At 64.1% G+C, this 19,762-nt stretch carries 19 protein-coding genes and 2 riboswitches; of the genes, 8 read left to right on the forward strand and 11 right to left on the reverse strand.

The annotated features are described in order from the left end of the window. On the forward strand, window positions 1-423 hold a 423-nt coding region (locus tag KYG_RS17330), incomplete at its 5' end, for a nitroreductase family protein (RefSeq protein WP_008906231.1). A 78-nt stretch (window positions 424-501) separates the two neighbouring features. Here the strand turns inward: KYG_RS17330 and KYG_RS17335 are convergent. After that, window positions 502-909: an FKBP-type peptidyl-prolyl cis-trans isomerase gene (locus KYG_RS17335; RefSeq protein ID WP_008906232.1), complete on the reverse strand. Its 408-nt coding sequence runs from the start codon at window positions 907-909 to the stop codon at window positions 502-504. Window positions 910-1,136: 227 nt separating this feature from the next. Here KYG_RS17335 and soxC point away from each other — a divergent pair, with 227 nt between their 5' ends. Next, a complete protein-coding gene (soxC, locus tag KYG_RS17340) occupies window positions 1,137-2,390 on the forward strand; it encodes a sulfite dehydrogenase (RefSeq protein WP_034695153.1) in 1,254 nt (417 codons plus the stop codon). Beyond that, entirely contained in the window at window positions 2,383-3,036 is a 654-nt protein-coding gene (locus KYG_RS17345) for a c-type cytochrome (RefSeq protein WP_008906234.1), read from the forward strand. Before soxC ends, KYG_RS17345 begins: the two co-directional genes overlap by 8 nt. 7 nt (window positions 3,037-3,043) lie before the next feature. Here KYG_RS17345 and KYG_RS23365 read toward each other — a convergent pair whose 3' ends face one another. From KYG_RS23365 to KYG_RS17380, 7 genes are all read right to left on the reverse strand, one after another. Then, on the reverse strand, window positions 3,044-3,655 hold the full coding sequence (locus KYG_RS23365; RefSeq protein ID WP_008906235.1) for a Crp/Fnr family transcriptional regulator: 612 nt from the start codon (window positions 3,653-3,655) through the stop codon (window positions 3,044-3,046). Window positions 3,656-3,669: 14 nt separating this feature from the next. Continuing rightward, window positions 3,670-6,552, reverse strand: a complete 2,883-nt coding sequence (gcvP, locus tag KYG_RS17355) for an aminomethyl-transferring glycine dehydrogenase (protein WP_008906236.1) — start codon at window positions 6,550-6,552, stop codon at window positions 3,670-3,672. A 135-nt stretch (window positions 6,553-6,687) separates the two neighbouring features. Beyond that, complete coding sequence (gcvH, locus tag KYG_RS17360; protein WP_008906237.1) at window positions 6,688-7,062, reverse strand: glycine cleavage system protein GcvH; 375 nt, start codon at window positions 7,060-7,062, stop codon at window positions 6,688-6,690. 89 nt (window positions 7,063-7,151) lie between these two features. Continuing rightward, the gene (gene gcvT, locus KYG_RS17365; RefSeq protein WP_008906238.1) at window positions 7,152-8,297 is read right to left on the reverse strand and encodes a glycine cleavage system aminomethyltransferase GcvT; all 1,146 of its coding nucleotides are present in this window, start codon (window positions 8,295-8,297) and stop codon (window positions 7,152-7,154) included. Window positions 8,298-8,347: 50 nt separating this feature from the next. Then, a riboswitch (glycine riboswitch) is annotated at window positions 8,348-8,474 on the reverse strand. 21 nt (window positions 8,475-8,495) lie between these two features. Then, window positions 8,496-8,578, reverse strand: a riboswitch (glycine riboswitch). A 175-nt stretch (window positions 8,579-8,753) separates the two neighbouring features. Further along, window positions 8,754-10,031, reverse strand: coding sequence for a TRAP transporter large permease (locus KYG_RS17370; RefSeq protein WP_008906239.1), 1,278 nt, complete (start codon window positions 10,029-10,031; stop codon window positions 8,754-8,756). After that, window positions 10,028-10,522, reverse strand: coding sequence for a TRAP transporter small permease (locus KYG_RS17375; RefSeq protein ID WP_008906240.1), 495 nt, complete (start codon window positions 10,520-10,522; stop codon window positions 10,028-10,030). Before KYG_RS17375 ends, KYG_RS17370 begins: the two co-directional genes overlap by 4 nt. A gap of 123 nt (window positions 10,523-10,645) precedes the next feature. Then, a complete protein-coding gene (locus KYG_RS17380; RefSeq protein ID WP_008906241.1) occupies window positions 10,646-11,617 on the reverse strand; it encodes a TRAP transporter substrate-binding protein in 972 nt (323 codons plus the stop codon). A gap of 388 nt (window positions 11,618-12,005) precedes the next feature. Between KYG_RS17380 and KYG_RS17385 the strand changes: the two genes are divergently transcribed. After that, complete coding sequence (locus tag KYG_RS17385) at window positions 12,006-12,464, forward strand: Lrp/AsnC family transcriptional regulator (protein WP_008906242.1); 459 nt, start codon at window positions 12,006-12,008, stop codon at window positions 12,462-12,464. 72 nt (window positions 12,465-12,536) lie between these two features. On the opposite strand, the gene KYG_RS17390 is transcribed toward KYG_RS17385, so the two are convergent. Then, window positions 12,537-14,237 carry an electron transfer flavoprotein-ubiquinone oxidoreductase gene (locus tag KYG_RS17390; RefSeq protein ID WP_008906243.1) on the reverse strand — a complete coding sequence of 567 codons (1,701 nt, stop codon included), beginning with the start codon at window positions 14,235-14,237 and terminating at the stop codon, window positions 12,537-12,539. A gap of 140 nt (window positions 14,238-14,377) precedes the next feature. Here KYG_RS17390 and KYG_RS17395 point away from each other — a divergent pair, with 140 nt between their 5' ends. Then, window positions 14,378-15,160, forward strand: a complete 783-nt coding sequence (locus tag KYG_RS17395; protein ID WP_008906244.1) for an SDR family oxidoreductase — start codon at window positions 14,378-14,380, stop codon at window positions 15,158-15,160. Continuing rightward, window positions 15,157-15,582, forward strand: coding sequence for a thioesterase family protein (locus KYG_RS17400; RefSeq protein ID WP_008906245.1), 426 nt, complete (start codon window positions 15,157-15,159; stop codon window positions 15,580-15,582). The genes KYG_RS17395 and KYG_RS17400 overlap by 4 nt, the downstream gene beginning before the upstream one ends. An 80-nt stretch (window positions 15,583-15,662) precedes the next feature. On the opposite strand, the gene KYG_RS17405 is transcribed toward KYG_RS17400, so the two are convergent. Beyond that, window positions 15,663-16,235 (reverse strand): peroxidase-related enzyme, encoded by a 573-nt coding sequence (locus KYG_RS17405; protein WP_008906246.1) that lies wholly within the window; start codon window positions 16,233-16,235, stop codon window positions 15,663-15,665. Window positions 16,236-16,467: 232 nt separating this feature from the next. Here KYG_RS17405 and katG point away from each other — a divergent pair, with 232 nt between their 5' ends. Both katG and KYG_RS17415 read left to right on the forward strand, forming a co-directional pair. Continuing rightward, entirely contained in the window at window positions 16,468-18,672 is a 2,205-nt protein-coding gene (gene katG, locus KYG_RS17410; RefSeq protein ID WP_008906247.1) for a catalase/peroxidase HPI, read from the forward strand. 113 nt (window positions 18,673-18,785) lie between these two features. Continuing rightward, on the forward strand, window positions 18,786-19,181 hold the full coding sequence (locus tag KYG_RS17415) for a carboxymuconolactone decarboxylase family protein (protein ID WP_008906248.1): 396 nt from the start codon (window positions 18,786-18,788) through the stop codon (window positions 19,179-19,181). A 26-nt stretch (window positions 19,182-19,207) separates the two neighbouring features. On the opposite strand, the gene KYG_RS17420 is transcribed toward KYG_RS17415, so the two are convergent. Continuing rightward, a complete protein-coding gene (locus KYG_RS17420; RefSeq protein ID WP_008906249.1) occupies window positions 19,208-19,753 on the reverse strand; it encodes a PAS and helix-turn-helix domain-containing protein in 546 nt (181 codons plus the stop codon). Window positions 19,754-19,762 lie beyond the last annotated feature (9 nt).

Genomic DNA, 19,762 nt, shown 5'->3' on the forward strand with positions numbered 1-19,762 from the left:
ACCGATGGATCGCACCTGCTGGTGTTTGCCGCGTGGGACAACTACACGGCCGAGCGCATCAACATGATGTTCGACCTCACCAACGAGCAGCGCGGCTTCAAGAACGAAGGCTGGGAGAACTACCGCCAGATGCTGCTGGGCATGTACCCCCAGCGCGATGCGGAGGTGAATTTTCAACACGCAGCCCGCCAAGCCTACATTGGCATGAGCGCCGCGCTCATTGCGGCAGCGTTTGAAGAAGTGGACTCGACACCCATGGAAGGATTCGACCCCGCTGCGCTGGATGAGATCCTCCATCTGCGCGAGCGCGGCCTGCGCAGCGTGGCCATCATGCCCCTGGGTTACCGCGCCGATGAAGGCGACTGGCTGGTGAACCTGAAGAAGGTGCGCCGCCCGCGCGAGCAGTTTGTGACAGAAGTCTGAGTCAACGTGCTCCAGAGAAAAAACCGTCCGGGAAGGAAACCCCGGACGGTTTTTTCATGGGCGCTGCCGTCGGGCAGATCAACGGCCGACGGAGATCAGTTCAACCTCAAAGTTCAGCGTCGCATTGGGCGGAATCACGCCCCCCGCACCCGCTGCGCCATAGGCGATGGCGGGCGGGCAGGTCAGCTTGGCCTTGCCGCCGGGCTTCATGCGCTGCACGCCTTCGGTCCAGCAGGGGATCACGCGGTTGAGCGGGAACGAGGTGGGCTCGCCGCGCTTGTAGGAGCTGTCGAACTCCTTGCCATCCAGGAACGTGCCCTTGTAGTGCACCTTGACGGTGTCGGTGGCCTTGGGCGATTCGCCCGTACCGTCCTTGAGTGATTCATACACCAGGCCGCTGGCCGTGGTGACGGGGCCTGCCGCCTGGGCAGCGGCAAACGGGGCAGCCAGCAGGCCGGCGAGCACAAGGGAGGAGGAAATACGCACGGAATGTCCTTGAAAAAGAAGAAGTCAGAAAGAGCTCGAAAGATGGTTCTTCCGGCAGAAACGTTTTGCCCTGCCAGCGGCGCGCCAGTGTAAAGGGCTTCACGCCAGTGGCCGTCACCGTGCCCATTCATACGCATTAACAAGCGTTAATGCATGTTCGTTTGCGAGCCGCAACACTGCGACTGCGGCCGATGGGTGCCGGGTGCTTGTTTTTGCGGAGACGAAGGATGCGTTCATACAGCGGCCACAACGGCCTGGCCCGGAGGACTTTTTTGGGGGGCCTTGCGACAGGGGGGCTCAGCGTGGCGGCGGCGCAGGCTACGCCACCACAGCCACAACCGCTGGCCGCACGCTTGCCCGATGCGATGACCCGCCCTGGTGGGGCCGATCTACCGTACGGCCTGCCGGCCGTGCACGAGGCGCAGGTGGAACGCAGCCTGTCGATGGCGGCGGGGTTTGCCGTGTGGCGCACGCCGCTTGAGCACCAGCGCGGCATCATCACCCCCAGCGGCCTGCACTTTGCGGTGCACCACAACGGCGTGCCCGACATCGCGCCGGAGCGCCACACCCTGAAGCTGCACGGGCTGGTCAACAAACCGCTGCGCTTTGATCTGGACCGCCTGATGCGCTACCCGATGGTCAGCCGCGTGCATTTTCTGGAGTGTGCGGGCAATTCGGCGGCCAATGCGCTGTCGCCCACCGCCCTGGACCAGACGCTGGGCGAGATTGCGGGCGAGGTGTCGTGCTCGGAGTGGACGGGGGTGCCGCTGGCGTATCTGCTGAACGAAGCGGGCCTGAAGGACAGCGCCCAATGGGTGGTGGCCGAAGGCGCTGACGGTGGGTCGCACAGCCGCAGCCTGCCACTGAAGGCCTTGATGGAGCACGGCATGGTGGCGCTGTTTCAGAACGGTGAGCGGCTGCGGCCGTCGCAAGGCTACCCCATGCGCCTGTTCATGCCGGGCTGGGAGGGCAATGTCAACGTGAAGTGGCTGCACCGGCTGGAAGTGGTGGACGCGCCCGCCTACACCAAGGACGAGTCGGGCCTGTACACGCAGGTGCTGGCCGATGGGCGGATCGAGCGCTTTGCGTTCCACATGGAGGTGAAGTCCGTGATCACGCACCCCTCGGGGCAGCAGCGTTTGCCGGAGCCCCATGGGTTTTACGAAATTGCGGGGCTGGCCTGGTCGGGCCGTGGGCGCATTGTGCGTGTGGACGTTTCGGTGGATGGTGGGCGCACCTGGGCTGTGGCGCAGCTGCACGGCCCGGTGCTGGACCGTGCCTTTACGCGCTTCACGCTGCCTTGGCAGTGGAGCGGCCGCAAGGCCGACCTGATGAGCCGCGCCACCGATGAACACGGCCGCACCCAGCCGCTGCGCAGCGAATGGAAACGCCGCTACGCCATGCACTCGTTCAACCACTACAACGCGGTGCAGGCCTGGCGTGTGCAGGCCGATGGCCGCGTGGAGAACGTGTATGCGTGAATACCATTGCTGTCAGTGGCTGCCCGCCGGGCGCGCCACCCTGCGGCGTGGCGCAGTTGCGGCCATGGTGGCGGGACTGGTGGGGGCAGGAGCAGCCAGCGAGGCCCAGGCGCCATCTGCGGCGGCTCCAGAGCCAGCAGCGCCACCGCATGTCATTGGCCTGGGGCAACCGCTGGCGCCAGCCGACGTGGAGCGCCATGCCATCACCGTCTTCCCCAACGGCCGCAACCTGCCGGCCGGCCGGGGCAGCGTGGAGCAGGGCGCGCGGCTGTACGCCATGCACTGCGCCGCCTGCCACGGAGCAAAGGGCATTGAAGGGCCCGCGGCGCGGCTGGTAGGTTCTGACGGCTTCATTGGCTGGAGCGATCCGTTGCGCCCCCTGCGCGTGCGCAAGTACCCGTTGCAGGTGCTGTCGGTGGGTGCGATGTGGCCTTACGCCACCACGGTGTTCGACTACGTGCGCAGGGGCATGCCAATGCACGCACCCAAGAGCCTGACCGATGACGAGGTGTACGCCATCACGGCGCACCTGCTGCACCTGAACGGTCTTGTGCCAGGTGACGCCATCATGGACAAGGAAAAACTGCCCAGGGTGGTGATGCCAGGGCGGGACCGCACAGTCAGTGCATGGCCGCAGGAACGCTGAACGCTGTTCAACCGCCGCGTGACGGTTCCACCATGCCCAGCCGTGCCCGGATGCGGGAGAGAGACACCGGCGAGATGCCCAGGTAGCTGGCCACGTGGTGCTGCGGCAGGTGGGCTGCCAGATCACCATGCGTGGCCAGAAAAGACTGGTAGCGCACTTCGGGTGGGTGGCTCAACAACTCGGCTTCGCGGTGTGCATGCTGCTGAAACACATAGCCCAGGCCTTCTTCCAGCAAGGGGCCGATGTGGGGAAAGCTGCGTTGCCATTGCTGCAAGGTGGCATAGGCCAGCTCCACGGCCTCTACCGGCGCCAGGGCCTCGATGGCGTAGGGGCTGGGCAGCGCAAGGGGTGGCAGGTTGCCGGCCACCCAGCTGCCGGCGCCGTGGAACGACCGGTTGCGCTCCGTGCCATGTTCGTTCAGGTAGAACAGCCGGACTACGCCACTGCGCACCTGCCAGCAGCGGGTGCTGGTCTCGCCGGCCTGTTGCAGCAACATGCCCGCACTGAACTGGCGGCGGGGCAGATCCTGCCACAGCACCGCCAGGGCCGGTTCAGACTCGACCAGCGCCTCCAGCGCAGGCGGCTGGCAGACAGTGCAGGCGCTGGTGGTGGAAGTCACAGCGATCAGGCGTATCAGGCGTAGTCAGACACCGGAATGCAGCTGCAGCTCAGGTTGCGGTCACCCCACACGTTGTCCACCCGGCCCACGGGCGACCAGTATTTGCTGCTGCGCAAGGCGGCCACAGGGTAGGCGGCGGCTTCGCGGGTGTAGGGGCGGCTCCACTCGCCGCCGAGCAGGCTCTCGGCCGTGTGCGGGGCGTTCTTCAGGGGGTTGTTGTCCTGCGGCCAGACGCCGTTTTCGATCTGGCGGATTTCCTCGCGGATGGCAATCATCGCGTCGATGAAGCGATCGATCTCGGACAGCGTCTCGCTCTCGGTGGGCTCCACCATCAGCGTGTTGGGCACGGGAAAGGAGAGCGTGGGCGCGTGAAAGCCGTAGTCAATCAGGCGCTTGGCCACGTCTTCGGCCATCACGCCGCTGGTGTCCTTCAGGCCGCGCAGATCCAGAATGCACTCGTGTGCCACGTGGCCGTTTTCGCTGGCGTACAGCGTGGGGTAGTGGTCCTTGAGGCGTGCGCTGATGTAGTTGGCCGAGAGGATGGCGGTCTCGGTGGCGGCCTGCAGGCCTTCGGCGCCCATCATGCGGCAGTACATCCAGCTGATGGGCAGCACAGCGGCATTGCCCAGGGGCGCGGCCGACACGGCACCCACGCCGCCGGCCACACCAGCCGTGGCATGACCAGGCAGGTAGGGCACGAGGTCTTGCACCACGCACACGGGGCCTACGCCGGGGCCGCCGCCGCCGTGGGGGATGCAGAAGGTCTTGTGCAGGTTCAGGTGGCTCACGTCGCCGCCAAACTCGCCGGGGGCGGCCACGCCCACCAGCGCGTTCATGTTGGCGCCGTCCACATACACCCGGCCGCCGTGGCTGTGCACCAGCGCGCACAGCTCCTTCACCTGGGTTTCAAACACGCCGTGCGTGCTGGGGTAGGTGATCATGATGCAGGCCAGGTTGGCGCTGTGCTGTTCGCACTTGGCCTTGAGATCGGCCATGTCCACGTTGCCATTGGCGTCGCAGGCGGTCACCACCACCTGCATGCCCACCATCTGGGCGCTGGCGGGGTTGGTGCCGTGTGCGCTGCTGGGGATCAGGCAGATGTTGCGGTGGCCGTGGCCCTGGGCCTCGTGGTAGGCCTTGATGGCCAGCAGGCCCGCGTATTCGCCTTGTGATCCGGCGTTGGGCTGCAGGCTGATGCCTGCGTAGCCCGTGGCCTGGCACAGCCAGGCGCGCAGTTGTTCGTCCAGCTCCTTGTAGCCCTGCAGCTGGTCTGCGGGTGCGAAGGGGTGCACGTGGGCGAACTCGGGCCAGGTGATGGGGATCATCTCGCTCGTGGCGTTGAGCTTCATGGTGCAGCTGCCCAGCGGGATCATGGTGCGGTCCAGCGCCAGGTCCTTGTCGGACAGCTGGCGGATGTAGCGCAGCATGCCGGTCTCAGAGTGGTGCGTGTTGAACACCGGGTGCGTGAGGTAGCGGCTGGTGCGGCGTAGCGCCGCGGGGATCAACGACTCCACACCGTTTTCAAACGCATCAAACGTGGGCAGGGCCTGGCCGTCCTTGGCGAAGATCTTCCACAGCAATTCGATGTCGGCCCGCGTGGTGGTTTCGTCCAGCGAGATGCAGAGGTACTCTTCGAAGTAAATCCGCAGATTGGCGCCCATCTGGATTGCGCGAGCAGCTATGGATTTGGTAGCGGCTCCGGTGTGCAGGCTCAGCGTGTCGAAGGTCGCCTGCTCGCGCACCGGGGCGCCCAGCTGCTTCAGGCCCTGGGCCAGGATGGCGGTGTAGCTGGCCACACGCTGCGCAATGCGCTGCAGGCCTTCGGGGCCGTGGTACACGGCGTACATGCTGGCGATCACGGCGGGCAACACTTGCGCGGTGCAGATATTCGACGTGGCCTTTTCGCGGCGGATGTGCTGCTCGCGCGTTTGCAAGGCCAGGCGGTAGGCAGGCTTGCCATGCGCGTCCACGCTCACGCCCACCAGGCGGCCGGGCAGGCTGCGTTTGAAATCGTCGCGGCAGGCCATGTAGGCCGCGTGCGGGCCACCGGCGCCCATGGGCATGCCAAAACGCTGGGTGGTGCCCACGACGATGTCGGCACCCCATTCACCGGGCGGCGTGATCAGCGTGAGGGCCAGCAGGTCGGCCGCGGCGATGAAGGCGGCTTGCTTGGTGTGGGCTTTTTCCACGTCGGCGCGCAGGTCGTCAATGCGGCCGCTGGTGGCGGGGTACTGGGCCAGCACGGCGAAGTAGTCGCCATTGAGCGCGGCATCCCATTCGGCGGCGGAATTGGCCAGCAGCACCTCGATGCCCAGCGGCTTGGCACGGGTCTGGATCACCTCGATGGTTTGCGGGTGGGCATCACCGGCCACCACAAACACATTGCTTTTGCTCTTGACCGAGCGCTTGGCCAGCGTCATCGCCTCGGCGGCGGCGGTGGCCTCATCGAGCATCGACGCATTGGCAATGGGCATGCCGGTCAGGTCGCACACCATGGTCTGGAAGTTGACCAGCGCCTCCATGCGGCCCTGCGAGATTTCGGCCTGGTAGGGCGTGTAGGCGGTGTACCAGGCGGGGTTTTCCAGGATGTTGCGCAGGATGACGCCCGGCGTGTGCGTGCCGTAGTAGCCCTGGCCGATGAAGCTTTTGAGGACCTGGTTCTTGGCCGCCAGCGCCTTGAGTTCGGCCAGCGCCGCGGCTTCCGTGATGGGCGCGGGCAGGTCCATCGCGCTGCTGCGGGCGATGGAGCGCGGCACGATGGAGTCAATCAGCGCCCGGCGCGACGCCTCGCCAATCACGGACAGCATGTGGGCTTCATCCGCTGCGTCGATGCCGATGTGGCGGGGCAGGAATTCGGCGGCGTTCTCCAGAGCGGAAAGGGGCAGTGCGGCGGTCATGGGCGGGCGTTCGGGTGCTATTAAAAAAGAAGCTGCTGGCGCTTGTTGCTTGGTTGATTCAGCGTGTTTTATGGCTGAAAGCCAATGAAATCAAGCGCAGGCAGCTATGGTTTTTCTATGAAAGCGTCAAGGCCCTCAGGCGCTGGCGGCAAAGGCTGAGTAGGCGGCTTCGTCCAGCAGCGCATCGAGCTGGCTGGCGTCGCTGAGCTTGACCTTGAAGAACCAGCCGGCATTGAGCGGGTCGGAGTTGGCCAGCGAGGGGTCGGCGCGCAGCGCTTCGTTGACTTCCACCACTTCGCCGGAGACGGGCATGTACACGTCAGCCGCAGCCTTGACGGACTCCACCACGCCCGCGACATCGCCCTGCGCAAACGTGGCGCCGACGGCGGGCAGATCTACGAACACCACGTCACCGAGGGCATCCTGGGCATGCACGGTGATGCCGACCACGGCCGCATTGGCGTCGGCGACGTTGATCCACTCGTGGTCTTTGGAAAATTTGACGGTCATGGGAAGGCTCCTCAAGCAATGGGGAAAAAAATGAAGGAATCTGCAATGTAGCTGGCGCAGGCGTGGTCGGCACGCAGCGCCGGCGGAAATCAGCCACGGAAGTAGTTGGCGGGCACAAACGGCAGGGCGCGCACCTCCATCGGCACGGCCTTGCCGCGCACGATGGCGTTCACGCGCGTGCCGATGGCTGCAAAGGCGGGCGTGACGTACCCCATGGCCACGGGCTCGTTCACCGTGGGCCCCAGCAGGCCGCTGGTGACTTCGCCGATTTTTTGCCCATCGGTGCTTTGCAGCTCGGTGTGTTCGCGCACCGGTACACGTTCCAGCGCGACCAGGCCCACGCGCTTGCGCTGCAGGCTGGCGGGGTTGTCGATCTGCGCCAGCACCTTGTCGGCGCCCGGGAAGCCGCCAGCACGCGCGCCACCGGTGCGGCGCACCTTCTGGATGGCCCAGTTCAGGCCCGCTTCGGGCGGCGTGGTGGTGGTGTCAATGTCGTTGCCATACAGGCACAGGCCGGCTTCCAGGCGCAGCGAATTGCGGGCGCCCAGGCCAATGGGCTTCACTTCTGGCTGGGCCAGCAGCGCGCGGGCAAGGGTTTCGGCCTGGGCGGCGGGCACCGAGATTTCAAAGCCGTCCTCGCCGGTGTAGCCACTGCGGGTCACGAAGCAGTCGCAGCCTGCAATGCTGAATGCACCACCGGTCATGAACACCAGCTTTTCCACACCGGGCGCCAGGCGTGCAAGGGCAGTGGCCGCCTGCGGGCCCTGCAGCGCCAGCAGGCCGTGGTCGGGCATCGGCACCACCTTGCAACGCTGGCCGATGCGCGCCTGGATGTGCGCGATGTCGCCCACCTTGCACGCGCCGTTGACGATGACAAACAGGGTGGGCTCGCCGTCCACCACGCCCTGGTTGAAGAACATCAGGTCATCCATGACCGTGCCTTCGTCGGTGAGCAGCAGGCCATAGCGCTGCTTGCCCACGGGCAGGTCGATCACATCCACGGGCATCAGGGTTTCGAAGGCTGCGGCGGCATCGGGGCCCACCAGCTTGAGCTGGCCCATGTGCGAGACGTCGAACAGGCCGGCGGCCGTGCGCGTGTGCACATGCTCGGCCATGAGGCCCGCGGGGTACTGCACGGGCATGGAATATCCGGCAAACGGCACCATGCGGGCGCCCAGCTCGGTGTGCAGGGCGTTCAGGGGCGTGGCAAGCAGGGGGGCGTTGGCTGACGACATGGCGGAACTCCGGGGCAAATGGGGGCCGTAGCCACCACGGTGGCCACGGGATTTGCCCTGCTGTCCGCTTTACCTGAGAGATTCGCCCCACTGCCCTGGCTGGCCGTGCGGTTTGCTCCTTCGGTGGATGGCCTCATAACGCGGTGCGGCGGGCCATCTCTCTCCAGCAAGGGAACGCCCGCATCACTGCGGGCGGTTGTCAGTCCTTTTGCCTGAGCGTTCGGCTGCTGCCTGCGCCTTCGGCGGTGCGGTGGCCCTTAGGGCTGGCACTCTCTCCTGACCGGGCGATTCTAGTGCAGTGTTTGACGCTTGATGGCGCAAACAAGAAAAATGGATTTTTGGCACTGGCAAGGCGCAAACCACAGCGATACCGGGCGGTATCGCGAGGATTTGCAACGCGGCCAGGGCCGAAAAGACGTTTTCTTGTGTGCCAGAAAGCGTGAAACACTGCACTCGCTACTTTGCGTAGACCAGATCCCGCAAACCCAGCGACAGCTGCGGCACGTAGGTCACGATCATGAGGCACGCCATGATGACCAGCACGAACGGAATCAAATGCCCCACGATGCGGTCGAGCGATATGCGCGCCACCGTGCAGGCTGCAAACAGGTTCACGCCAAACGGCGGGGTGATCATGCCCATGGCGAGGTTCACCACCATGATCAGGCCGAAGTGCACCGGGTCCACACCAAAGTGCATGGCCACCGGTGCCAGGATGGGCGCCAGTACGATGATGGCGGCGCTGGTCTCGATGAACATGCCGATGATGAACAGCGCCGCGTTCACGCCCAGCAGGAAGAGCGTGGGCGACTGCAGCACCGCCTCCAGCCAGCGGCCAATCGCATCGGGTACACCCGCACGGGTGATGAGAAAGGCAAACAGCCCGGCGTTGGCAATGATGAACATGATCACGGCCGACGAGATGGCCGACTTGCGCAGGATGCCGAACAGGTCCTTGATGCGGATCTCGCGGTAGATCACCACGCCGATGATGAGCGCGTAGAACACCGCCACAGCCGATGCCTCGGTGGGGGTGAAGATGCCGCCATAAATGCCACCCAGGATGATCACCGGCATCAGCAGCGCCCAGCCCGCCTGCAGCGTGGCCCGGCCCAGGGGCATGCGGCCGTCGCCGTCGTTCTTGCCCCAGCCCTTCCATTTGCAATAGGCCCACACAAACAGCATCAGCGCGGCCGCAATCAGCACACCCGGCCCGAAGCCCGCGATGAACAGCTCGCCAATCGACACCTCGGCGCTCACGCCATACAGAATGAGGGGGATTGAGGGTGGAATCACCACGCCCAGCTCGGCACTGGTGGCCTGTAGCGACGCGGCGTAGCTGGTGGGGTAGCCGTGCTTGATGAGCGCCGGGATCAGGATGGCGCCAATCGCAAACGTGGTGGCCACCGACGAGCCCGACACGGCCGCAAAGATCATGCAGGTGAGCACGCAGGTCATGGGCAGACCGCCCTGCACGCCGCCCACGATGCTCTTGGCAAACTCCACCAGGCGGCGCGAGATGCCACCGGTCTCCATGAGGTTCCCGGCCAGGATGAAGAACGGAATGGCCGCCAGCGGAAACTTGTTGATGGAGCCGAACATCTCCTTCACCGAGATCAGCATGTTGGCATTGGCCACCTGGATGCCCAGGATGGAGGCCAGGCCGATGGAGACGGCCACGGACACGGTGAGTGCAAAACACAGCACCATGGTGGTGATCATGACGGGCGTCATTGCGCGGTCTCCAGTTCAAGGCGTTGGGGGTCTACCAGGTTGCCCAGGATGCCGATGACGCTGAACACGCCGCCCACGGGCATGGCCACGTAGGCCCAGAACATGGAGACGGATTCGAGCCCCGCCATCGACTGCACGCCGCCGCGCTGCGCATAGTCCCAGCCCCACCAGATGATCACGCCAATCAGCGCCAGCGCGGCCAGTGCCACGATGTAGTCGAGCACCCTGCGCACACGCGGTGGGCTCCAGCGGTAGAGCACGTCCACGCTCACCATTGCGCCCTGGCGGAACGCGCTGGGGATGGCCAGAAACACCATCCAGATCAGGCTGAAGCGGATCAGCACCTCCGTCCACTCGGCGGGTTGCTCCAGCACAAAACGGGTCACGATCTGGAACATGCCCAGCGCGGACGCAATGACCAGCATGGCGCACGCGCCCAGCAGTGCGGCAAACGTGGTGCCACGTTCAAACAACAGAAAGGCTTTTTTCATGGGGCGGACAACGCCAGGGAATCAGGGGCTATGAACAGAAAAAAACAGATGAAAAACGCCCGTAGCGCTTATGCTACGGGCGTCATATGCTACTGAATTTGTAGCAAATGCAGCACGCTGCGCTTACTTGTATTCGCGGATCTTGTCGAGCGTGGCCTTGCCGAACTGCTTTTCAAACTCCGCATTCACGGGTGCCAGCGCGGCCACAAACTTGGACTTGTCGGGGTTGTCCACCACCGTCATGCCCTTGGCGCGCAGGTCGGCTACGCCCTTGGCATCGTCTTCGTCCACACGGGCGCGGTTGGCCTTGGTGCCTTCCTTGGCAGCGTCGATGAAGGCCTGCTTGTCAGCGGCCGAGAGCTTGTCGAACGACGCCTTGTTCATCACGAAGATGGCGGGCGAATACACGTGGCCCGTCAGCGTCAGGTGCTTTTGCACCTGGTCGAACTTGGCCGAAATAATCACGGGCAGCGGGTTCTCCTGGCCATCCACGGTGCCTTGCTGCAGGGCGGTGAACACTTCAGGGAAGGCCATGGGCGTGGTGATGATGCCAAAGCCCTTGTAGGCGGCGATGTGCACGGGGTTTTCCATCGTGCGCATCTTCAGGCCCTTGAGGTCTTCGGGCGCGGTCACCGAGCGCTTGCTGTTGGTCATGTGGCGGAAACCGTTCTCGGCCCAGGCCAGGGCCTTGAAGCCCTTGCTGTCGAACTTGGTCAGCATCTCCTGACCGATGGGGCCGTCCAGCACGGCACGGGCGTGGGCCTTGTCGCGGAACAGGAAGGGCACGTCGAAGATGCGCGCCTCAGGCACGAAGTTGGGCACCGGGCCGGTGGAGCTGAAGGCCAGCTCCTGCGTGCCCAGCTGCACGGCTTCAATCGATTCGCGCTCGCCACCCAGGGCGCCGTTGTAGAAGGTCTGCACCTTGTAGCGGCCGCCCGTGCGTTTTTCGACTTCCTTGGCGAAGGTGTCGATGGCCACGCCCTGGTGGGAGTTCTGGGCCGTCGAGATGCTGATGCGCATGGTGGTCTGTGCGGCAGCGGTGGCCACAAAGCCGAGCGCAAGGCTCAAGCCAACGACGAGTTTGGTCAATTGCATGGTGTCTCCTGTGGGATGTGGTGAGCGCTGCAGCGGGGCAGCGGCCCTGCGTGCAAGGCAGGTTGGCACAGTGTGCCAGCGCTGGGAAATTATGGTGTCGCGCCCGCAGCCGGAGCATCGGGGTTTGTGCTGGTAAGCGTGCTTATCAATGCAGGGTGTCAGCTTCCTGTCATGCAGGAGATGCGGGCATCGCTGCACGCTCCATGCCAAGGGCCCCGCACTGGCGGTAACCAGCCGGGGCCTTGTCAATTTGTGCGCTCCGGTAAGAGCGCCTTGATGTATGAAGTATGCGCTGCAGGGTGGAGATGAATTTGCTGAATTCGCTTCGATTTAACGTTTATGCAGAAAAATATTCTGTGCAGAATGATTCGCGTGAATAATCAGGCCGATGGATCGTCTCGACAGAAAAATTCTCGCCGTGCTGCAGGCCAACGCCCGCGCCAGCCTGCAAGAAATCGGCCAGGCCGTGGGCCTGAGCCCGTCGCCCTGCTGGGGCCGCATCAGGAAGATGGAGGAGGCCGGTGTCATCCAGGGCTACACGGTGCGCATCAACCCGCAGTCGCTCGACCTGGCTGACACCGTGCTCGTGCAGGTCACGCTCGACAGCCATTCGGACAACACGCTCGAAAAGTTTGGCGAAACGCTGGCCAGCATTCCCGAAGTGATCGAGGCGCACCTCGTCTCCGGCGACTACGACTACCTGCTGCGGGTGGTGGTGAAAGACACGCGCGACTACGAGCGCCTGCTGCGCGAGAAGCTTTACAAGATCAAGGGCATCCGCCACAGCCGCTCCAGCTTTGTGCTGCGCACGCTCAAGAAGGCGGATCTGCCGCTGTTTGCGGGTTAGACCGGTTTTCCCAAAGAAAAAGGCCTGCAACGCAGGCCCTTCAAGCGCAATGCGCTATGAATTGTGGAGCGACTACATCCCCGCGTAGTTCGGTCCGCCGCCGCCTTCGGGCGTCACCCACACGATGTTCTGCGTCGGGTCCTTGATGTCGCAGGTCTTGCAGTGCACGCAGTTCTGCGCATTGATCTGCAGGCGCTGGGCACCGCCGCCCTTGCCCTCGTCGGGCACAAACTCGTACACACCGGCGGGGCAGTAGCGCGCCTCGGGGCCGGCGTACTTGGCCAGGTTGATGTTGACCGGCACGCTCGGGTCCTTGAGCGTGAGGTGCGAAGGCTGGTTCTCTTCGTGGTTGGTGTTGCTGATGAACACGCTGGAGAGGCGGTCAAACGTCAGCTTGCCATCGGGCTTGGGATAGACGATGGGTTTGCACTCGGCCGCAGGTTTCAGGTAGGCGTGGTCGGGCTTGTCACGGTGCAGCGTCCAGGGGATGTGACCGCGCAGCACAAACTGCTCGAAACCGTTCATCAGCGTGGCCGTGGTCAGGCCGTACTTGAACCAGTTCTTGAAGTTGCGATCCTTGTTCAGCTCGGTGTGCAGCCAGCTCTTTTCAAAGGCTTCGGGGTAGGCGGTCAGTTCGTCGTGCTGGCGGCCTGCCACCACGGCGTCGTAGGCGGCTTCTGCGGCCAGCATGCCGGTCTTGATGGCCGCGTGGCTGCCCTTGATGCGGCCCACGTTCAGGTAGCCCGCATTGCAGCCCACCAGCGCGCCGCCCGGGAACACCGTCTTGGGCAGGGCATTGATGCCGCTGGCATTGATGGCACGCGCGCCGTAGGACAGGCGCTTGGCCGTGATCTCGCCCTTTTCGTTTTCGAAGTAGTAGCGAACGTTGGGGTGCGTCTTCCAGCGCTGGAACTCTTCAAACGGGCTGAGGTAGGGGTTCTGGTAGCCCAGGCCGGTGACGAAGCCCACGGCCACCTTGTTGCCCTCCAGGTGGTACAGGAAGGCGCCACCGTAGGTGTCGTTTTCCATGGGCCAGCCAGCGGTGTGCATCACAAAGCCGGGCTGGTGCTTCTTGGGGTCAATCTCCCACAGCTCTTTGACGCCGATGCCGAAGCTTTGCGGGTCGCGGTCCTTGTCGAGGTGGAACCTGGCGATCAGCTGCTTGCCCAGGTGGCCGCGTGCGCCTTCGGCGAACACGGTGTATTTGCCCAGCAGCTCCATGCCCAGCTGGAAGTTCTCGGTGGGCTCGCCATCCTTGCCGATGCCAAGGTTGCCGGTGGCTACGCCCTTGACGGAGCCGTTGTCGTTGTAGAGCACTTCAGCCGCAGTGAAGCCGGGGAAGATTTCCACGCCCAGCGCTTCGGCCTGTTCGCCCAGCCACTTGGTCAGGTTGCCCAGGCTGATGATGTAGTTGCCGTGGTTGTGCGCAAATGGCGGCAGGAACATGTTGGGCACACGAAAGCCCGACTTTTCGCTGAGGAAGATGTAGGCGTCGTCGGTGACGGGCTGGTTCAGCGGTGCGCCGCGCTTTTTCCAGTCGGGTATCAGCTCCGTGAGGGCCTTGGGGTCCATGATGGCGCCCGACAGGATGTGGGCGCCGGGTTCGGAGCCTTTTTCGAGCACCACCACCGAGACGTCCTGGCCTTTTTCGGCCGCCAGCTGCTTCAGGCGGATCGCAGTGGCCAAACCGCCGGGGCCACCGCCCACGACCACCACGTCGTATTCCATCGATTCACGGGGGCCATACTGGGCGATGATTTCTTCGTTTGTCATGGGCTTCTCGTCGGGCGTTTGATAATGAATTATTTTCTACAGAGCGCCGACCGCGCACTGTCTGTCTGGCGACTGATTGTATTCACGGAATGCAGACAATCGAACGACCGTTCTATTTTGATCCAGTAGGGAGACTCTAAATGGCATACAGCATCGACTTGTCCGGCCGCGTGGCCTTCATCACGGGCGCCTCCAGCGGCCTGGGTGCCCAGTTTGCACGCACGCTGGCCCGCGCGGGCGCAGGCGTCGTGCTGGCCAGCCGCCGGGTCGAAAAACTCAAGGAGCTGCGTGCGCGCATCGAAGGTGAGGGCGGTGATGCCCATGTGATCGAACTCGATGTGACCGACCATGCTTCCATCAAGTCCGCCGTGGCGCACGCCGAGACCGAGATGGGTTCGATTGACATCCTGGTCAACAACTCGGGCGTGAGCACCACGCAGCGCATTCAGGACGTGACGCCCGAGGATTACGACTTCATCTTCGACACCAACGTGAAGGGCGCCTTTTTTGTGGCGCAAGAGGTGGGCAAGCGCATGCTGGCCCGCTCGCGCGGTGCCGCGCCGGGCAGCTTCACGGGCGGTCGCATCATCAACATTGCATCGATGGCGGGCCTGAAGGTGCTGCCGCAGATCGGCGCCTACTGCATGAGCAAGGCCGCCGTGGTGCAGATGACCAAGGCCATGGCCCTGGAGTGGGGCAAGTTCGGCATCAACGTGAATGCGATCTGCCCGGGATACATCGACACCGAAATCAACCACCACCACTGGCAGACCGAGCAGGGCAAGAAGCTCATGGACATGCTGCCGCGCAAGCGCGTAGGCCAGCCGCAGGACCTGGACGCGCTGCTGGTCATGCTGGCCAGTGACCAGAGCCATTTCATCAATGGCGCGGTGATTGCGGCGGACGACGGCTTCGCGGTATGAAGATCGAAATCCCCGAGGTCAAAAAGCTCGTTTTTGAGACACGCTTCCCGGTGCGCTGGGGCGACATGGACGCCATGGGCCATGTCAACAACACCGTCTACTTTCGCTACCTGGAAACGGCCCGCATCGACTGGATGGTGTCGGTGGGCTGCAACCCCGACCCGCGCGGGCAGGGGCCGGTCATCGTCAATGCGTTCTGCAACTTCTACAAGCAGCTCGAATACCCCGCCGATGTGCTGCTCAAATTCTACGTGAGCGACCCGGGCCGTACCACGTTCGAGACCTGGGGCACGATGGAGCGGGTGGACCAGCCGGGCGTCATCTGTGCGGCCGGTGGTGCCACCACCATCTGGGTGGACTTCCCGCAGCAGAAGGCGGCGCCGCTGCCGGACTGGATGCGGACGTTGGTGACGGCGGACTGAAAATTTAGTGAAATAGGGCTCCAGCGCTTTATGGATAAGCGCTGGCAGCTATCAAAAATGCAGCAATTGTGTCGTGCTGATCACTTCTGCTTGGGCACCCGACCCATCAGATAGAACTCGGGATTGGGCTGCATGCCCGCAAAGCTGGCCATGCGGTTGGACAGGCCAAAGAACGCCGTGATGGCCGCGATGTCCCAGATGTCCTCGTCGTCAAAGCCATGGGCGTGCAGGGCGGTGAAGTCGGCGTCCTCCACCTCGTGCGAGCGCTGGCAGACCTTCATCGCAAAGTCGAGCATGGCACGCTGGCGCGGCGTGATGTCGGCCTTGCGGTGGTTCACGGCCACCTGGTCGGCCACAAACGGTTTTTTCTCGTAGATGCGCAGGATCGCGCCATGCGCCACCACGCAATACAGGCACTGGTTGGCCGCGCTGGTGGCAGTGACGATCATCTCGCGCTCGCCCTTGGTCAGGCTGCCTTCTTCCTTGAGCATGAGTGCGTCGTGGTAGGCGAAAAACGCGCGCCACTCGGCCGGGCGCCGGGCAAACGCCAGGAACACGTTGGGGATGAAACCGGCCTTTTCCTGCACTTCCAGAATGCGCGTGCGGATGTCGTCGGGCAGGGTGTTCAGGTCGGGGAAGGGGTAGCGGCTCACGGTGGGTCTCCTGGGTGTTTGTTCTGGCCAGTATCGCGGATGCTGCGCGGCGCCGAGCTAACCGCGGGACGGCGGACCCGGGTCTGTGATCGTGTCCTTGGGGTCCGATGGGTCAATCGATTGGAATTGGCTATTGAATAAATTTGTTTAATTCAATTTACATATTTTCTGGTCATTTGTAACATCCTCCCCAACCTCACGGTTCCTTGCCACGTTTTCACAGGAGATTCCCATGACCTCAGAAGCCAAATGCCCTTTTGACCACACCAGGGCTGCACCGCCCAAAGGCCGTGGAAATGCGGACTGGTGGCCCAACCAGCTCAATCTACGCCCGCTGAACCAGAACTCCCCGCTCTCCGACCCGATGGGCGATGGCTTCAACTATGCCGAGGAGTTCAAGAGCCTGGATCTCGCTGCCGTCAAGGCCGACCTGCGCGCGCTGATGACCGACTCGCAGGACTGGTGGCCCGCCGACTTCGGCCACTACGGCCCCTTGTTCGTGCGCATGGCCTGGCACAGCGCCGGAACCTACCGCCTGGCGGACGGACGTGGCGGCGCAGGGGCAGGGCAGCAGCGGTTTGCGCCGCTCAATAGCTGGCCCGATAACGCCAATCTGGACAAGGCGCGCCGCTTGCTCTGGCCCATCAAACAGAAATATGGCCGCAAGATCTCGTGGGCCGACCTGATGATCCTGACCGGCAACGTGGCTCTGGAATCCATGGGCTTCAAGACCTTCGGCTTTGCCGGCGGCCGCCCCGACGTGTGGGAGCCGGACGAGAACGTGTACTGGGGCGCAGAGAGCACCTGGCTGGGCGGCGACAAGCGCTACAGCGGCGAGCGCGACCTGGCCAACCCGCTGGCCGCCGTGCAGATGGGCCTCATCTACGTCAACCCCGAGGGCCCCAACGGCAACCCCGATCCTGTGGCCGCAGCACGCGACATCCGCGACACCTTTGCGCGCATGGCCATGGACGACGAGGAAACCGTGGCGCTCATCGCGGGCGGCCACACCTTTGGCAAAACACACGGCGCGGGCGACGCAGCGCTGGTTGGCAGCGAGCCCGAAGCGGGTGGTATCGAAGACCAGGGCCTGGGCTGGATCAGCAAGCACGGCAGCGGCTTTGGCGGTGACGCCATCACCAGCGGGCTGGAGGTCACCTGGACCACCACGCCCACACAGTGGAGCAACAACTTTTTTGAAAACCTGTTCGGCTTTGAATGGGAGCTGACCAAGAGCCCTGCGGGCGCCCACCAGTGGACGGCCAAGGGTGCGGCAGCGACGATTCCGCACGCGCACGATCCGTCGAAGAAGCTGGTGCCCACCATGCTGACCACCGACCTGTCGCTGCGGTTTGATCCGGCCTACGAAAAAATCTCGCGCCGGTTCCTGGCGAACCCTGATCAGTTTGCCGACGCGTTCGCCCGCGCCTGGTTCAAGCTCACGCACCGCGACATGGGGCCGCGCGCACGCTACCTGGGCCCCGAAGTGCCCGCCGAAGTGCTGATCTGGCAAGACCCGGTTCCTGCGGTGGACCATGCACTGGTCAATGAACAGGACATCGCAGCGCTCAAGGCCAGGGTGTTGGCATCGGGCCTGTCGATTTCGGAGCTGGTATCGACGGCCTGGGCCTCGGCGTCCACCTTCCGCGGTGGCGACAAGCGCGGCGGTGCCAACGGCGCACGCATCCGCCTGGCACCGCAGAAAGACTGGGACGTGAACCAGCCGGCCCAGCTGGCCAAGGTGCTGGGCACGCTGGAAGCCATCCAGCAGGAGTTCAATGCCGCGCAGACGGGGGGCAAGAAGATCTCGATGGCCGATCTCATCGTGCTGGCCGGTGGTGCGGCCGTGGAGGTCGCTGCCCGCAAGGCGGGCCAGGACGTGACCGTGCCGTTCGCACCCGGTCGTACGGATGCCACGCAAGAGCAGACCGATGTGCCTTCGTTTGAAGTCATGGAGCCGGTGGCCGACGGCTTTCGCAACTATGTGCGCCCCGGGCTGGAAAGCGCGGTGGCCGAGCTGCTGGTGGACCGCGCCAACCAGCTCACCCTGACAGCCCCCGAGATGACGGTGCTGGTAGGCGGCTTGCGTGTGCTGGGCGCCAATGTGGGCCAGGTGCCCCATGGTGTCTTCACGCAGCACCCCGGCAACCTGAGCAATGACTTCTTCGTGAACCTGCTCGACATGCGCACCCGGTGGCAAAAGTTACCGGACGCCGCGGGTGTGCTGGAAGGGGTGGATCGCAAGAGCGGTGCGCGCCAGTGGACCGGCACCGTGGCCGACCTGGTGTTCGGCTCCAACTCGGTATTGCGCGCCCTTGCCGAGGTGTACGCAGGCAGCGATGCCCAGGCGGTATTCGTTCAGGACTTCGTGCGCGCATGGACCAAGGTGATGAACCTGGACCGGTTTGACCTGCACGGGCCCACCCCGAACGCCTGAGCGATCTGACTGCGCCACCGGCTTTGCCTGATGCAGGGCATGGTCGGTGGCGTTGTGCTTGGGGCATGTGGGGGCGGCTACCATTGCGGCCCACACCGAACTGGAGAGCCCGCATGACGCAAACACCCCCATCCACCAAAGACTTCGACAAGGGCCTGGCCACGCGCAAGCAGGTCATGGGCGAGGACTTTGTGGCCAATGCCTTTGGCAATGCCACGCAGTTCACCCAGCCCATTCAGGAGTTCATCACCCGCAATGCGTGGGGCGATGTGTGGCAGCGCCCGGGGCTGGACATGAAAACGCGCAGCCTGATCACCGTGGCTTTTCTCACCGCTTTGGGCAAGCAGCACGAGCTCAAGGGCCATGTGCGCGGCGCGCTCAACAACGGTGCGACGGCGGCAGAAATCCAGGAAGTGTTGCTGCACGCCAGCATCTACTGCGGCGTGCCCACGGCCGTGGAGGCTTTTCGCACCGCCGCCGAGGTGATTGACGGGCCCAAAAAGGGCTGACGCGAAGCGGCCCGGGGGGGCGGGCTTTAGCCGCCCGCCAGCAGCTTGTGCACCAGGTCTGCCGCGGTGGATGCGTTGTACTTGCGCATCAGGCGCGCCCGGTAAATCTCCACCGTGCGGTGGCTGATCTCCAGCGTGCGGCCGATCTCCTTGGAGGTCAGGCCCTCCAGCAGGCGCGCGGCCACTTCCCGCTCGCGCCCGGTCAGCTCAGCCTTCACGGGGCGCTGCGAGCTCAGGTCTTCAAAGCTCCAGATGCCCGATTCATGCGGGGCATCGCGGTTGAGCGCGCGGCCCGAGACATGGCACCAGAAGACCTCGCCGTTGGCGCGCTTCATGATGCGGTTGTCGGCGTAGTGGCCCTTGGCGTTGAGAATGGGCTCCATGTGCGCGCCCAGGCGCTCATACTCGTCTGCGCTTGGATACAGTATCTGGAACGACTGGCCGATCAGGACCTCGCGCGAAGCGCCAAACATCTCGCAGACATGCCGGTTGCAGTCGACCATGGTGCGGTTGCGTGAGAGCACCAGGCCTACGGGGGCCATATCGAAAGCGAGTCGGTAATCAACGTCCATAGTGCAAAT

The sequence above is a fragment of the Acidovorax sp. NO-1 genome (genome assembly GCF_000238595.1).
Classification (GTDB): domain Bacteria; phylum Pseudomonadota; class Gammaproteobacteria; order Burkholderiales; family Burkholderiaceae_C; genus Acidovorax.

What these genes read in the sequence shown, in the direction of transcription:
- soxC (WP_034695153.1), top strand. Translation starts at nt 1,137, where the DNA reads ATGCGTTCATACAGCGGCCACAACGGCCTGGCCCGGAGGACTTTTTTG.
- KYG_RS17345 (WP_008906234.1), top strand. Translation starts at nt 2,383, where the DNA reads ATGCGTGAATACCATTGCTGTCAGTGGCTGCCCGCCGGGCGCGCCACC.
- gcvP (WP_008906236.1), bottom strand. Translation starts at nt 6,552, where the DNA reads ATGACCGCCGCACTGCCCCTTTCCGCTCTGGAGAACGCCGCCGAATTC.
- gcvH (WP_008906237.1), bottom strand. Translation starts at nt 7,062, where the DNA reads ATGACCGTCAAATTTTCCAAAGACCACGAGTGGATCAACGTCGCCGAC.
- gcvT (WP_008906238.1), bottom strand. Translation starts at nt 8,297, where the DNA reads ATGTCGTCAGCCAACGCCCCCCTGCTTGCCACGCCCCTGAACGCCCTG.
- KYG_RS17370 (WP_008906239.1), bottom strand. Translation starts at nt 10,031, where the DNA reads ATGACGCCCGTCATGATCACCACCATGGTGCTGTGTTTTGCACTCACC.
- KYG_RS17375 (WP_008906240.1), bottom strand. Translation starts at nt 10,522, where the DNA reads ATGAAAAAAGCCTTTCTGTTGTTTGAACGTGGCACCACGTTTGCCGCA.
- KYG_RS17380 (WP_008906241.1), bottom strand. Translation starts at nt 11,617, where the DNA reads ATGCAATTGACCAAACTCGTCGTTGGCTTGAGCCTTGCGCTCGGCTTT.
- KYG_RS17385 (WP_008906242.1), top strand. Translation starts at nt 12,006, where the DNA reads ATGGATCGTCTCGACAGAAAAATTCTCGCCGTGCTGCAGGCCAACGCC.
- KYG_RS17390 (WP_008906243.1), bottom strand. Translation starts at nt 14,237, where the DNA reads ATGACAAACGAAGAAATCATCGCCCAGTATGGCCCCCGTGAATCGATG.
- KYG_RS17395 (WP_008906244.1), top strand. Translation starts at nt 14,378, where the DNA reads ATGGCATACAGCATCGACTTGTCCGGCCGCGTGGCCTTCATCACGGGC.
- KYG_RS17400 (WP_008906245.1), top strand. Translation starts at nt 15,157, where the DNA reads ATGAAGATCGAAATCCCCGAGGTCAAAAAGCTCGTTTTTGAGACACGC.
- katG (WP_008906247.1), top strand. Translation starts at nt 16,468, where the DNA reads ATGACCTCAGAAGCCAAATGCCCTTTTGACCACACCAGGGCTGCACCG.
- KYG_RS17415 (WP_008906248.1), top strand. Translation starts at nt 18,786, where the DNA reads ATGACGCAAACACCCCCATCCACCAAAGACTTCGACAAGGGCCTGGCC.
- KYG_RS17420 (WP_008906249.1), bottom strand. Translation starts at nt 19,753, where the DNA reads ATGGACGTTGATTACCGACTCGCTTTCGATATGGCCCCCGTAGGCCTG.